Source organism: Neptunicoccus cionae (genome assembly GCF_002860325.1).
In the GTDB taxonomy this organism is placed as follows: domain Bacteria; phylum Pseudomonadota; class Alphaproteobacteria; order Rhodobacterales; family Rhodobacteraceae; genus Amylibacter; species Amylibacter lutimaris.
The window spans coordinates 301,106-314,511 of sequence record NZ_PKOJ01000002.1; the positions used below are offsets into that span (position 1 = coordinate 301,106).

Genomic DNA, 13,406 nt, shown 5'->3' on the forward strand with positions numbered 1-13,406 from the left:
ACAAAAGCCAACCGGATTTTCAGCCGGTTGGCTTTGCTTTAGCCCTAGTATGGCCTGCTTCAGGACTTCAGTTTTTCCATCATGAACTGCAAGGCCAGCCCCAAACCGTCCGGCGCGATACCATGCGCAGTGCCTTTGGACACATGGGTGTAAACCTCAAACCCTGCCCCGCTCAGCGCCTCAGCCGCTTCGGGCATGGAACTTGGCGGCACCACATCATCCATATCCCCGTGAACCAGCAGTACAGGCGGTTTGTTTACCACTTCGCCAATCGCTTCGGGTGCCAGCAACCGTCCTGAAAATCCGACAATCCCTGCCAGTTTATCCGACAAACGCGGCCCCACATGCAGGCTCATCATCGTACCTTGGGAAAAGCCCACCAGAACCGTTTGCGCCGCAGTCACGCCTTCGGCTTTCATCGTTTCAACCAGCCAGTCCCCCAGCAGCGCCACCGCTTCTTCCATACCGGCCCGCGCGGCTTCTTCTGTAGAACCATCCATGCGCGGGATCGGGAACCATTCAAACCCCATCGGGTTCATCTTGCAGCGGTTCGGTGCATCCGGCGCATAAAAGACCGTATCCGGCATATGTTCCGCCAAAGGATCGGCCAGTGAAATCAGGTCATTCCCATCCGCTCCGTAGCCGTGCACAAAAATCACCAGTGATTTCGTGTCACCGGATTTCGCAGCCCGTCTGTGGCTTTCCAACAGCGCCATTATCGTATTCCTTCTCTCTTCTTCGCCACGCGGTAATACGCCCACAACAGCCGCGCCGCAACCGCCCGCCACGGCGACCACTCTGTTGCCATCGCTGCCATTGCCTTTTCGGACGGCCGCGTTTCAAGATCAAACAGCAGTTTTGCCGCCTCCTGCAAGGCCAGATCACCGCTCGGAAAAACATCCGCGCGCCCCAGAGATGTCAGCGCATAAACCTCTGCCGTCCAGCGCCCGATCCCCGTGATCCGGCACAATGCAGCAATCACATCCGCATCAACAACACCGCGCAACGCACTGTAATCTAGTTCACTTTCCGCCAATGCACGAGTGTATCTCAGCTTGGGACGTGACAATCCACAGCCAAGGATATCTGCATCACTCGCTGCCAGAACCCTGTCCCTCTGGTGCAATCCGGCCGCCTCCAGCCGTGTCCAGATCGCACTGGCCGAAGCGGTAGACACCTGCTGCCCGATTATAGCACTTAACAAGGCTTCGAACCCGTCACCATTGCGGCGCAGCGGCAACGGCCCGGTCTGCTCCAGCGCCGCGCGGAAACGTTCATTCCTCGCGGCAAGCCACGCAGCCCCTTCAGCCACATCGGCGTCCGTCTCGATAATCCGCCCGATGCTCACCCTTGATCCGCCAGCCACGTCAGACAATCCCCAACGTTTCGCACTACTGGCGCATCGGGCAATGCGGGACGGCGCTGCATCACCACTGGCAGACCCAACTGCCGCGCCGCATCCAGCTTGCTGCGCGACCGCGCGCCCCCTGCATTCTTGACCACCAGCCAATCCACCGCTTCCCCCTTGAAAAACGCCACTTCCTCTTCGATTGAAAACGGGGGACGCCCGACTACAAACTGCCCGCCCGCGAAGGGAAAATCCCGCTGCGGCGGATCAATTACACGGCACAGCAGCCGTCGTCCGGTCATATTCGCAAATTGTTCCAGCGTCTGACGCCCTGTCCCCAGAAACACGGTGCAGCCTTCCGGAATAATCCCCGCCACCGCGTCAAATTCATCCACAAACCGCCAGTCATCTCCGGCTTCCGGTGTCCAACCCTCCCGTTGCAGGATGACATGGGCCACGCCGGCCACTGTCGCAGCCTCCGCCGCTTGTCGCGTCATCTGGGCGGCAAATGGATGGGTGGCATCAATTAAAACGTCTATCCGCGCGGCCCGCAAATACGCAACCAGCCCGTCAACACCGCCAAAGCCGCCAACTCTAGTCGCACAACCCAGATCAACCGGTTCTCGTGTCACCCCCGCCAGAGAGGCCGTCACCTCGATGCCCACAGGCATCACCCCGATCAACTCCCGCGCCTGAGAGGTTCCTGCCAGCACAAGCACCCGCTTCATGCAGCCCGCCCCAATATGGCACCGGCCCGATCAATCACCACAACGTCAATCATAACATCCGCCCCGCGCAGTTGCGCCACCGCCTGCTGTTGCGCCAGTCGTGCAATTTCCTCGGCAAGCTTTGGCCCCGCAATCGTTACCGCCTCCAAAGCCGTATTCGCACCTGAAACATCCCGAAGCCCCAACCGCTGTGCCACTACATTCAGCGCCTCGAAATCCACCTGCGAACGGGAGGAATGCAAATCCACCGCCCCCTGCGCCAGCTTGGTAATCTTGCCGATACCGCCGCCAATCGTCATTCGTGGCACCGGATTCTTTGCCAGGTATTTCAACAAACCGCCGCTGAAATCCCCCATGTCGAGCATGGCATGATCCGGTAAACCGTAAAGCGCCTGCACCACCCTCTCGGACGTTGCCCCGGTACAACCCGCCACATGGCTCTGCCCGCCCGCACGGGCCACATCGACGCCGCGATGAATAGACGCAATCCAAGCCGAACAGGAAAACGGCCGCACCACGCCGGTCGTCCCCAATATCGACAAACCACCCTTGATGCCCAACCTCGGGTTCCAAGTCTTCAGCGCAATTTCCGCCCCGCCCGGAATAGAAACCTCGATCACCACATCACCACGCCGCCCGAATTTACGCGCCAGCGCCTCCACTTCTGCACACATCATCTGGCGCGGCACCGGATTGATTGCAGGCTCTCCGACCCCGATCGGCAATCCGGGCTTGGTCACAGTGCCAACCCCCTCACCCGCTTTGAAAACAACGCCGCCATCCGAAGCAGACACCCGTGCAATAACGAGCGCACCGTGGGTCACATCCGGATCATCCCCCGCATCCTTCGTAATGCCCACCTCGGCCCAGCCGTCCCCCTGTTCCTGATGGGCCAGCGGAAACACCGGCGTTTCGCCGCGCGGCAAGGTAATACCGATCTCCTTGGGAAACCCGTCCCCCCACAGCGCCAACAATGCCGCTTTTACAGCGGCTGTTGCACAGGCACCTGTGGTCCAGCCACGGCGCAATTCGGATACAGGTTTACGAGCCATCTGATACAGGTAAAACCCGCCCCCAGCTTTTGCAATTGATTAAACGCGCGGCTTCAATGTTCCACAAATACTCGTCCCACCCCGCTATTTCGCATTTTCCGCTATTTCAGTCGCAACCCGCCTTGCGAGACAACGCCCTTCGGGTCCATAACCCGAACATGACATCGATTCCTCTTCCCACGGGCGACTGGCCCGCATTGGACCCCGGTTGGGTCTGGCTCTGCGGCGCGGGTCCGGGCGATCCGGGCCTGCTGACACTCCATGCGCTCAACGCGCTGCAACAGGCCGATGTCATCGTCTATGATGCACTGGTGGATCAACGGATTCTCGACTGGGCCAAACCGGACGCCACGTTGGAATATGCGGGCAAACGGGGCGGCAAACCCTCCGCCAAACAGCGGGACATTTCCCTGCGTCTGGTAGAACTCGCCCAATCGGGCAAACGCGTGTTGCGTCTGAAAGGCGGCGATCCCTTTGTCTTCGGACGTGGCGGCGAAGAAGGCCAGACCCTTGTCCAGAACGGCGTCCCGATCCGCATCATCCCGGGTATTTCTGCCGGTATCGGCGGTCTCGCCTATGCCGGCATCCCTGTCACCCACCGCGATGTAAACCAGTCTGTGACGTTTGTGACCGGACATGACCAGTCCGGTGAAACGCCTTCGTCACTGAACTGGCAGGCGATTTCCCAAGGCTCGCAGGTGCTGGTGATCTACATGGGGATGAAACACATCGCCCCCATCGCCGCAGAACTGCTCGCCGCTGGTCGCCCCGCGTCAGAGCCTTGCGCCGTGGTCACAAACGCCACCACGCCCGAACAACAGGTGCTCGAATCCACCCTTGGCACACTGACTGACGATCTCGCCGCCTCCGGCCTGACGCCTCCTGCAATCATCTGCGTCGGACGCTCTGTACTGATGCGCCAGACGCTCGACTGGATGGCGATGGCCAAAGGCGAAGCGCCCCGCAACACCGATCCCCTAGGCAGAGGCCGCCCCGCCGAGGCTTCCTGATGGGCGGTCTCATCCTGTCCGCGCCCGGATCGGCCAGCGGCAAGACCACGCTCACCTTGGGCATCCTGCGGGCGCTGAAACAGCGGGGCGTTGCTGTCCGCTCGGCCAAATCCGGCCCCGATTACATCGACCCGCGCTTTCACGCCGCCGCCAGCGGTGCAGATTGTCTCAATCTCGATGCATGGGCGATGACAGCAGATCGCATACGCAACCTCGCCGCCGGTCCTGACACGCTCCTGATTGAAGGGGCAATGGGCCTGTTTGACGGTGCGCCGCCGGACGGAAAAGGAGCCGTGGCCGATCTTGCCCGCATCCTGAACCTGCCGGTTGTGCTAATCCTCGATGTCTCCCATCAGGCCCAATCTGTCGCTGCCGTAGCCAAAGGGTTCGCCACGCTGGACCCCGACGTCGGCATTGCAGGTATCATCCTGAACAAAGTCGGCTCCCCCCGCCATGAACGGATGTTGCGACTTGCTCTCGCGCCTTTGGGCATACCGGTGCTCGGCGCGGTCCACCGGATGGGAAGCCTGCAAACCCCTTCGCGTCACCTCGGGCTGGTGCAGGCCGAGGAACACCCCGATCTCGAAGTTTTTCTGGATCAGGCTGCAGCAGTCGTGGCAGGGTCCATCGATCTGGAGAGCTTGCTGGACCTGACCGCCCCCCTGCAAATGCCGCAATCCACCGCCACCGGCCTGCCGCCACCGGCCCAGCGGATCGCCGTCGCCGCCGATACCGCCTTTGCCTTTGCCTATCCCCATCTGTTGCAGGACTGGCGCAATCAGGGTGCCGAACTCTCTTTCTTCTCCCCCCTCGCCGATGAAGCCCCGCCAGAATGCGATCTGGTCTTTCTGCCCGGCGGCTATCCGGAACTCCATGCAGGAAAACTGGCTGCCAACACCAGATTCATGACCGGCTTGCGCAAATCCCCTGCGATCTATGGCGAGTGTGGCGGCTATATGGTGCTTGGTGACGGGTTGGTTGATGCCTCGGGCACCCGTCACCGCATGGCCGGCTTGCTCGGGCTGGAAACCAGCTTTGCCAGCCGCAAACTGCACCTTGGCTATCGCAATCTGTCGCCTTGTGGCGGCCTGTGGGACTCCCCGCTCAAAGCCCATGAGTTTCACTACGCCACAACCCTGAAAGCGACAGGAGACCCGCTGTTCAGCGCAACCGATGCGGAAGGCACAGCCCTGCCCCCCATGGGCCTGCGCGCAGGAACCATCTCGGGCTCCTTTGCCCATGTCATTGATCGCGCTGCGTCTTAAGGCAAACTGCACCACAGGTTAACTATCTGCTTGGCTTCCTATTGAAAGCAAGCTACCGCTTTGCCCATGACAGATTCCATGACCTCATTCGCCAAACGCAACGTACTCATCCTGATTATTGCACAAGCGGTTCTTGGCGCACAAATGCCCCTCCTGTTTACGTTTTCCGGGCTGGCAGGGCAGAAACTTGCCTCCAATATCTGCTTTGCCACCCTGCCGATTTCAATGATCGTATTCGGCTCGATGACTACGGCACCATGGCTGTCCCAATTCATGCAACGCTTCGGGCGGACGGCAGGGTTCCTGCTCGGTGCCACTGGCGGCGCCGCGGGCGCTCTGATCTGCGCCTATGCGATTTACGTCAGCTCCTTTGCTTGGCTGCTGGCAGGCTCCTATCTCACCGGCATCTACATGTCCGCCCACGGGTTTTACCGCTTCGCAGCAACCGATCTGGCCTCGGATGATTACCGGCCCAAAGCGATCTCATACGTCATGGCCGCAGGCTTGCTATCTGCCGTGATCGGCCCGCAACTGGGTGCCGCCAGCTTTGAGGCGATGGCCATTCCTTTCCTTGGTGTTTATGCCGCAGCTTTCGCGCTCAACTGCGTCGGTTTTCTGATCTTTCCCTTCCTCAAATCCTCGCCAGTGACGGTGGACAAAGACCAACCCTACGGCGGCCGGAGCCGGATGGAACTGTTGAAAAACCCGCGGATCGCGACCGCAATCATCTGTGCGATGGTCTCCTATGCACTGATGAATCTGGTGATGACCTCCACCCCCCTCGCGGTGGTCGGCTGCGGCTTTACAGAAGGGGATGCGGGCAACATCGTCACTGCACACGTCTTCGCCATGTTCGCTCCAAGCTTCTTTACCGGCCACCTGATCGCCCGTTTCGGCGTCGAAAAGATCATGGGCACCGGCCTGTTTATCCTGATGTGCGCCGGCCTTGTGGCACTGGCAGGCGTCCAGCTCAGCAACTTCTTCATCGCCCTCGCACTGCTTGGCATCGGCTGGAACTTCGGCTTTATTGGCGCCACCGCCATGCTCGCCACCTCTCACACCCCCGAAGAACGGGGCAAAGCGCAGGGCATGAACGACTTTCTGGTCTTTGGTATGGTCACAGTGGCGTCGCTGGCATCTGGCGGTTTGATGAACTGCTCGGGCGGCAGTGTCATTCAGGGCTGGAACGCCGTGAACCTTGCGATGATCCCCTTCCTGATGCTGGCGTTCGGGGCGCTCGTCTGGCTCGCCATGTTTAAGCGCAAGGAAGCTTAAAACAGGCTTCAATGTTCCCTAAATACTCAGAACCCGCCGGTTGCGGCCAGTCCCATCAGTCGCAGCCGTTTCCCCGCATCCGAGCGGCCAAGCATTCCTGCCCCCACCAAAACCGGCTCACGGACCGCCTGACGCAAGACCCCGTGCGCCAGCCAACCGGAACGAAGCGCCGCACGTTTCGGCCGCGCCACGGTCTTAAGCTCGCGCCGCGCCGCCTCTAACTGCTCTAACGCTGTGGCAGCAAACGCGGTTACGCCCTGCGCGGTTCCGTCCACCAGAGGATAGCGGTTTGACGCCTCCAGCGCTGGCACAGCTTCCAACAGGGCCGCAGCGCCGCAGCCCGTACCATAACGATGCGCCGCTTCCAGCGTTTCTTCATCTAATGACCCGCCGTCGACCGCCTGAACGCCGAGCGCCATCAAACCGCCCGCTGTGTCCGCCAAATAGGCCCAAAGCGCCGCATCATCTGCGTGCGGCTCTTTATAAATGTCCCAGCGCCGCGCGGCGATCAATGCATCAAATCGCGCGCGGGGCAGTTGCTTTCGCGCCGCAAGTTCTGCCAGTGGCGTCACAACCTGATGTCTGCGCACTGTCGCGCCGGTAAAAATCTCTTCCACCGCATCAATCCACCATTGCAGGCGCATTTCCGCAATCATCGGCTCTTCTGTCACCCAAGGCGCACGGGACACTTCGACGTTGAAGGCGTAAAGCACCATAAGCGCATCCCGATCCGCACCGCTGGCTGTCATGGCAGAGAGAAACCGCATCGGATCGCCCGAGTGAACGGTCTGTGCGCAACTGGCAATGTCGTCTTGCAGGCTCATTTAATATTCCTGATAAATTCGGCGGTTTTCGCAATGGCGTCCGGCTGGCGGATCACATCCAGATGCCCGACCCCCTGCAATATCTGGTAGTGCCCCTTGGGATTGGCCCCCGACAGCACCGCTTCGTATTGATCTGCTCTGAAGGCTTCATCCTGTGCCCCTGCAATCAACAGAAACTCCGGCAGGGCCGCCACATCCGCAAGGTAATCGGAACGGGGCGCATAAGACGTGTTCAGACGGTAGGAGTACGCCCCTGTCATGGTTTCCGACAGCGGCCCTTCCGGCAGGTTGAAGGTGATCGCTGTCATCCCGTTTAACCCCGTAATCCCCACAGCGTTCAACATGCTCAGACCAATCACACGGCGGGTCAACACCTGCGCCCAACCACCGGAATTTTCCCGCATGGTTGGCGCGTTATATTTGAGATAAGGCGCGAACAAAACCGCCCCGTCGAGTGTGTCTCCATGCGGTCCACCGGCATAACGCACCACCAGTCCTCCGCCGGAGGAATGCCCGATCAACACCAGTTTCTGTCCGTCCTGACGATAGGTTTCCACCAGATCCGCCAGATCATCTTCCAACTGCCCGATGTAGGCCACATCGCCATTGGGCGGCGGGTTGACGCCATGTCCGCGAAGGTCCGGCACCAGCACCTGTGCGCCCGTCAGCGCAGACACTTCTGCCGCCAGCCCGTCGTATGCGGCACCATGTGCGCCCGAGCCGTGTACCAGCACCACCAAGGGGTTAAGCCCGCCCTCTGCGTCCGACCGGCCATGCACCCGCACCGCCAGTTCTGCCCCGTCCCGCGCCGTGTATCGCACAGGCTCTACCGCATCGCCGCCAACCTGCAATTTGTCAAAATCGAGCCCCGCCCCCGTCGCGGGCGAAGGCCGCTGTGACAGGATCAATCCACCCGCAATCAGCAGGTAAATCGCAGCCGAGACCAGCGCTAAGCGCACCAACGTCAAAAGCACGTCCATTCCAGACTTCTCCTCTGTCCCACGCCTTGCAGCAGCAGCCTAAACAGGCACCGCACCGTCCCGCAGCAGTTTCCAATTGATCGCATCCACCAGCGCCTCGAAACTTGCATCTACAATATTGGCCGACACCCCGACCGTAGACCAGCGGCGGCCTTCGCCATCCTCGGAATCGATCACCACACGGGTCACAGCCTCGGTGCCACCATTGGTGATCCGCACCTTGAAATCCACCAGATGCATATCGTCAATGATCGCCTGATAGGGGCCGAGATCCCGCTCCAGCGCCCTCCACAGGGCGTTCACCGGACCTTGGTCGTTGCCTGTTTCATCCATAGACTCACTGGCCGATAGGTGTTTCTGCCCGCCGATATTCACTGCGACCACAGCTTCAGAGAGTGTCTTACGCTCCTGCCCCGGTGCCTTGGCCCGCTCTACCGTCACACGGTAGCGCATGATTTCAAAAAACCGTGGCAGGATACCAAGCACCCGACGGGCAAGGATTTCAAATGAGGCTTGCGCACTGTCATAGGCATAGCCCTGATCCTCGCGGCGTTTGATCTCGTCAAGGATTTCCAGCATCTGCGCCCCTTCCGGCGCGGCAATCCCCGCATCCTTCAGCCGTTTGCGCAGGTTGCTTTGGCCCGCTTGGTTGGACATGGGAATAATCCGCTGGTTGCCCACCAGCGCAGGATTCACATGCTCATAGGTTGTCGGATCTTTCAGGATCGCACTGGCGTGAAGCCCCGCCTTGTGGGCAAAAGCACTCGCCCCCACATAAGCAGCCCATTTATGGGAGACACGGTTGAGAATATCGTCCAGCATGCGGCTCAACTGGGTCAGAGTCTTCAACCCCGCAGCGGAAACGCCGGTTTCGAACCGGCTGGCGTAAGGCTCCTTCAACAGCAACGTCGGGATCAGGGCTGTCAGGTTGGCATTGCCGCAGCGTTCGCCCAACCCGTTCAGCGTGCCCTGAATCTGGCGCGCCCCCGCATCCACTGCCGCCAGCGTATTGGCCACAGCCATTTCCGTGTCGTTATGGGTGTGAATTCCCAGATGATCCCCCGGAATACCGGCTGCGATCACAGCTTTGGTAGCGTTGCGCACTTCATCCGGCAGGGCGCCACCATTGGTGTCACACAGAACAATCCAGCGCGCGCCTGCATCATAAGCCGCTTTCGCCGCCGCTATGGTATAGTCGGGGTTTGCCTTATACCCGTCAAAGAAATGCTCGCAGTCAAACAGCGCTTCCCGCCCCAGCGCCACAATATGGCTGATGCTTTCCCGAATATTGCCGAGGTTTTCGTCAAGCGAGATGCCCAAAGCCTTGGTCACATGGAAATCATGGGTCTTTCCCACCAGACACACCGCAGGCGTATTGGCGTTCATCACCGCTGCCAGAACCTCGTCATTCGCGGCAGAACGGCCGGAGCGTTTTGTCATCCCGAAAGCAGTAAACACCGAAGTGGAAAGCTTGGGGGCCGCATCAAAGAAATCGCTGTCCGTGGGATTGGCACCGGGCCAGCCGCCTTCGACATAGTCAATCCCGAGCCTGTCGAGAGCCGTGGCAATGCGGGTTTTGTCTTCAGCCGTGAAATCCACCCCTTGCGTCTGTTGCCCGTCCCGCAAAGTCGTGTCGTAAAGGTAAAGGCGCTCTTTAGTCATAGTGCCACCTCATACTTGAATCTTGGCCGTGCACCGCACGGCCTGCGCCGACCTCCCCCATGGGAGGCGCATTCGCGCCGCCCGAGGTCTGCGCTGGCCTGTGTTGCAAAAACCTTCATCACACCAGCCCTTCCAGTTTAGAGGCGTCAAAGCCCACAGCCGGTTCCAGTGAGACACCCTCTTTTGACATGCGCACGCTGACCCCTGCTTCGGTCAATGCGGATTTCAGGGCGTCCACCTCTGCAAAATCCTTGGTTTCCATCGCCTTCGACCGCAACACGGTCATTTTCGCCTCCAGCGTGCCAAGCAAAGGATCGCGGTCACTGGCCCAGTCCGGAATTTCGCCATTTAGAAGACCAAGCACCGACAGGCCCCACCTCAAAGAGGCTACATCATCCGCATGGGACAGCTGGTGCATCTCGGCTAACGCCCCCGCAGTGTTAAGATCATCCGCCAAAGCATCCAGAACCGTTTGGTTCGGCTTTGCATTGTCCACAGCTTGTGCTGCCTGCGCATACCACTTCCGCAAGGTCGCTTCAGCCTCTTTCGCCTTTTTATCCGTCCAGTCCATCGGCTTGCGGTAGTGCGTGCTCAGATAGACAAAGCGGATTACCTCGCCCGGATAGCCCTGATCAATCAGTTCCCGCACGCTAAAGAAATTGCCCAGGGATTTGGACATTTTCTTGCCCTCCACCTGCAACATTTCATTGTGCATCCAGACCTGCGCAAAATCATCCTCCGACCCGCAGGCACAGCTTTGCGCCTTTTCGTTCTCGTGGTGAGGAAAGGCCAGATCCAGCCCGCCGCCGTGAATATCAAACCGCTTGCCAAACAGCGCGTCCGACATGGCCGAACATTCAATATGCCACCCCGGACGGCCATAGCCCCAAGGACTCTCCCATCCCGGCGTTGCCGCATCGGACGGTTTCCACAGCACAAAATCCATCGGATTGCGCTTGTAAGGCGCAACTTCGACCCGCGCCCCTGCGATCATGTCATCCACCGAACGTCCCGACAAAGAGCCGTAATTCTTGTAAGACTCCACCGCGAACAGCACATGGCCTTCTGCCGCATAGGCATGCCCCGCGTCGATCAGACCTTCGATCATCGTGATCATTTCAGGAATATATTCCGTCGCCCGTGGCGCGTGATCCGGTTCCAGATTGCCAAGCGCCCCCATATCCTCCAGATACCAGCCGATGGTCTCATCCGTGATCTCGCGGATAGAGCGCCCTGTTTCGGCTGCACGGGCGTTGATCTTGTCATCCACATCCGTGAAGTTCCGCGCATAGGTCACATGATCCTTGCCATATACATGCTGCAGCAGGCGGTAGAGCACATCAAACGCAATAACCGGCCGCGCATTGCCGATATGGGCGCGGTCATAGACCGTCGGTCCGCAGACATACATCCGCACGTCATCGGCTTTGAGAGGCGTGAACACCTCTTTTTTGCGGGTTTTAGTGTTATAGAGTTTGATCGTCGTCATAGGTCGTCCTTGCGCGCGCAGAGCAGTCTTGCGGCGGACCTAGCATTTCAAATCACTTTTAGGAATAGAGAAGCCGCCCGCCTGACACTGTCAGCGGATAATACAAATGCAGCAGATAATGCTCTGGTCTCTCATAGGGCGACCATACTGCGCCCCGCGCGGAAGGCAAGAACAGATTCGATGCCCTATTACGCGCTGCCGCCGCATAGACGCTGCTCGTGCGGCCTGTTAGGTTGGGCCAGCTTCAAAAAGGAAAAAAAATGCGGCCCCTGAATAAAGACAAAATCGTCGATCTCGCCAACAGCTATGCCAAGGCTTGGACCTCTCACGACGGCGCGGCTGTTGCCGGCCATTTCACACCCGAGGGCGGGATATCGATAAACGGCGGTGCAGTTGCAAAGGGGACAGAGGCAATCTCAGGAGCAACCCGCAAGCTGTTCGAAACCTTTGCGGACCTGCATATGATGTGCGACGACATCCGTATTTCTGGGCATAATGCCGTGGTGACATGGACATTCTACGGCCATCACGCCGACAACGCGAAATTCGCCAAAATCAGCGGCTGGGAGGAATGGACACTGACAGAGGATTTGAAGATCGCGCAATCCCGACGCTGGTTCGATCCGGCAGATTACGCAGAACAATGCGGTGTTGATGCCGCGCAGATCCACTAAAAAAACAGGGAGGGTTTCACATGACAAAGGACATCGGCGCCGCGTTCCGCGCACTCCACCAGCCGGGAAACCCTTTTATTCTGGCCAATGCATGGGACGCGGGAAGCGCTAAAATGCTGGCAGCGCTCGGCGCGCAGGCGCTGGCAACCACCTCTGCCGGTCATGCCTTTACCCTCGGGCGGCCCGATATGGGGCGCGTTACGCGGGATGAGGCCCTGTCCCATGCACAGGATATTGTGGCCGCTACGAACCTGCCGGTTTCGGGTGATCTGGAGAACGGCTATGGCAGCGCGCCGGAAACAGTGGCCGAAACGGTACGCATGGCGGCTGAAGCCGGTCTGGCAGGCTGTTCGATCGAAGATACCGCCCTGCCCGATGCCACCCCGTACGGTTTTGAACTGGCGGTTGAACGCATCAAGGCGGCTGCCGCCGCGGCCCGCGCTCTCCCCCATGATTTTGTTCTGGTAGCCCGCGCGGATGGCATCCTGAACAGGCAGTATGATATCGAAGAAGCCTTGCGCCGCCTGCACGCTTTTGTGGAAGCGGGAGCAGATTGTCTTTATGCACCGATCCCGCGGGAGACTGCCGATCTTGCACGGATCTGCCGCGAAATCCCTGCCCCGATCAACGCATTGGCCTCAGGGCCGAAATATACCGCGCTGACCCGTGCGGATTATGCCAAGATGGGCGTCGCGCGGATTTCACTCGGCTCCGCACTGGCCCGTGTGACCCATCAGGCGATTCTGGATGCCGCAAAACCGTTCCTGCAGGACGGGGATTTCAGTGCACTGTCCCATGCGGCAAACGGTTCCGAGATCGACGGGATGCTCGGTAGTTAGCGCATTTCAGGCCGCTGAACGTGTATAGGCCGAGCCGAAGTGGAACGGATTGTTCCCGCGGCGAATCCGCACGTTGGCGCCGTTGCAGGCAGCGTAGGTTTTGGCGAACTTATCGCGCCGGTATTCGAGCATCTTCGAGGCTCCTTATCAGGAAAGGATCTTGCAGGTGCATATGCAGCGGGCATCCGAAAGTGCCTCCGGACGCCACAAGGGACAGAAAACCGCGATTTACCTAAAATCCGGTTAACGCTGAAGCTTCA

At 59.5% G+C, this 13,406-nt stretch carries 14 protein-coding genes; 5 read left to right on the forward strand and 9 right to left on the reverse strand.

The features are described from left to right. Window positions 1–59 precede the first annotated feature (59 nt). The 4 genes from C0U40_RS07355 to C0U40_RS07370 are packed head-to-tail and all read right to left on the reverse strand — an operon-like array spanning window position 60 to window position 3,128. Window positions 60–719, reverse strand: coding sequence for an alpha/beta hydrolase (locus C0U40_RS07355; RefSeq protein WP_101655428.1), 660 nt, complete (start codon window positions 717–719; stop codon window positions 60–62). Continuing rightward, window positions 716–1,348, reverse strand: a complete 633-nt coding sequence (locus C0U40_RS07360; RefSeq protein WP_101655109.1) for a DNA-3-methyladenine glycosylase family protein — start codon at window positions 1,346–1,348, stop codon at window positions 716–718. Before C0U40_RS07360 ends, C0U40_RS07355 begins: the two co-directional genes overlap by 4 nt. Further along, window positions 1,345–2,076: a cobalt-precorrin-6A reductase gene (locus C0U40_RS07365; RefSeq protein WP_101655110.1), complete on the reverse strand. Its 732-nt coding sequence runs from the start codon at window positions 2,074–2,076 to the stop codon at window positions 1,345–1,347. The genes C0U40_RS07360 and C0U40_RS07365 overlap by 4 nt, the downstream gene beginning before the upstream one ends. Next, entirely contained in the window at window positions 2,073–3,128 is a 1,056-nt protein-coding gene (locus C0U40_RS07370) for a cobalt-precorrin-5B (C(1))-methyltransferase (RefSeq protein ID WP_101655111.1), read from the reverse strand. The genes C0U40_RS07365 and C0U40_RS07370 overlap by 4 nt, the downstream gene beginning before the upstream one ends. A gap of 158 nt (window positions 3,129–3,286) precedes the next feature. Here C0U40_RS07370 and cobA point away from each other — a divergent pair, with 158 nt between their 5' ends. The 3 genes from cobA (at window position 3,287) to C0U40_RS07385 (ending at window position 6,678) form a co-directional block, all read left to right on the forward strand. Further along, window positions 3,287–4,138 (forward strand): uroporphyrinogen-III C-methyltransferase, encoded by an 852-nt coding sequence (cobA, locus tag C0U40_RS07375; RefSeq protein ID WP_101655112.1) that lies wholly within the window; start codon window positions 3,287–3,289, stop codon window positions 4,136–4,138. Beyond that, complete coding sequence (locus C0U40_RS07380; RefSeq protein WP_101655113.1) at window positions 4,138–5,403, forward strand: cobyrinate a,c-diamide synthase; 1,266 nt, start codon at window positions 4,138–4,140, stop codon at window positions 5,401–5,403. Before cobA ends, C0U40_RS07380 begins: the two co-directional genes overlap by 1 nt. 66 nt (window positions 5,404–5,469) lie before the next feature. Continuing rightward, on the forward strand, window positions 5,470–6,678 hold the full coding sequence (locus tag C0U40_RS07385) for an MFS transporter (protein ID WP_101655114.1): 1,209 nt from the start codon (window positions 5,470–5,472) through the stop codon (window positions 6,676–6,678). Window positions 6,679–6,704: 26 nt separating this feature from the next. Here the strand turns inward: C0U40_RS07385 and C0U40_RS07390 are convergent, their stop codons facing one another. The 4 genes from C0U40_RS07390 to cysS all read right to left on the reverse strand — a co-directional run bounded on the left by C0U40_RS07390 (window position 6,705) and on the right by cysS (window position 11,633). Continuing rightward, window positions 6,705–7,502, reverse strand: a complete 798-nt coding sequence (locus tag C0U40_RS07390) for a phytoene/squalene synthase family protein (RefSeq protein ID WP_101655115.1) — start codon at window positions 7,500–7,502, stop codon at window positions 6,705–6,707. Further along, window positions 7,499–8,482, reverse strand: a complete 984-nt coding sequence (locus C0U40_RS07395) for an alpha/beta hydrolase (protein WP_101655116.1) — start codon at window positions 8,480–8,482, stop codon at window positions 7,499–7,501. The genes C0U40_RS07390 and C0U40_RS07395 overlap by 4 nt, the downstream gene beginning before the upstream one ends. Window positions 8,483–8,521: 39 nt before the next feature. Further along, on the reverse strand, window positions 8,522–10,144 hold the full coding sequence (cimA, locus tag C0U40_RS07400) for a citramalate synthase (protein ID WP_101655117.1): 1,623 nt from the start codon (window positions 10,142–10,144) through the stop codon (window positions 8,522–8,524). 118 nt (window positions 10,145–10,262) lie between these two features. Then, entirely contained in the window at window positions 10,263–11,633 is a 1,371-nt protein-coding gene (cysS, locus tag C0U40_RS07405) for a cysteine--tRNA ligase (RefSeq protein WP_101655118.1), read from the reverse strand. Between the two features lie 260 nt (window positions 11,634–11,893). Between cysS and C0U40_RS07410 the strand changes: the two genes are divergently transcribed. Both C0U40_RS07410 and C0U40_RS07415 read left to right on the forward strand, forming a co-directional pair. Further along, window positions 11,894–12,307: a nuclear transport factor 2 family protein gene (locus tag C0U40_RS07410; RefSeq protein WP_101655119.1), complete on the forward strand. Its 414-nt coding sequence runs from the start codon at window positions 11,894–11,896 to the stop codon at window positions 12,305–12,307. A 20-nt stretch (window positions 12,308–12,327) separates the two neighbouring features. After that, window positions 12,328–13,146, forward strand: coding sequence for an isocitrate lyase/PEP mutase family protein (locus C0U40_RS07415; protein ID WP_101655120.1), 819 nt, complete (start codon window positions 12,328–12,330; stop codon window positions 13,144–13,146). Window positions 13,147–13,152: 6 nt separating this feature from the next. On the opposite strand, the gene C0U40_RS20300 is transcribed toward C0U40_RS07415, so the two are convergent. Then, window positions 13,153–13,278 (reverse strand): hypothetical protein, encoded by a 126-nt coding sequence (locus C0U40_RS20300; protein WP_286134841.1) that lies wholly within the window; start codon window positions 13,276–13,278, stop codon window positions 13,153–13,155. Window positions 13,279–13,406: the final 128 nt, after the last annotated feature.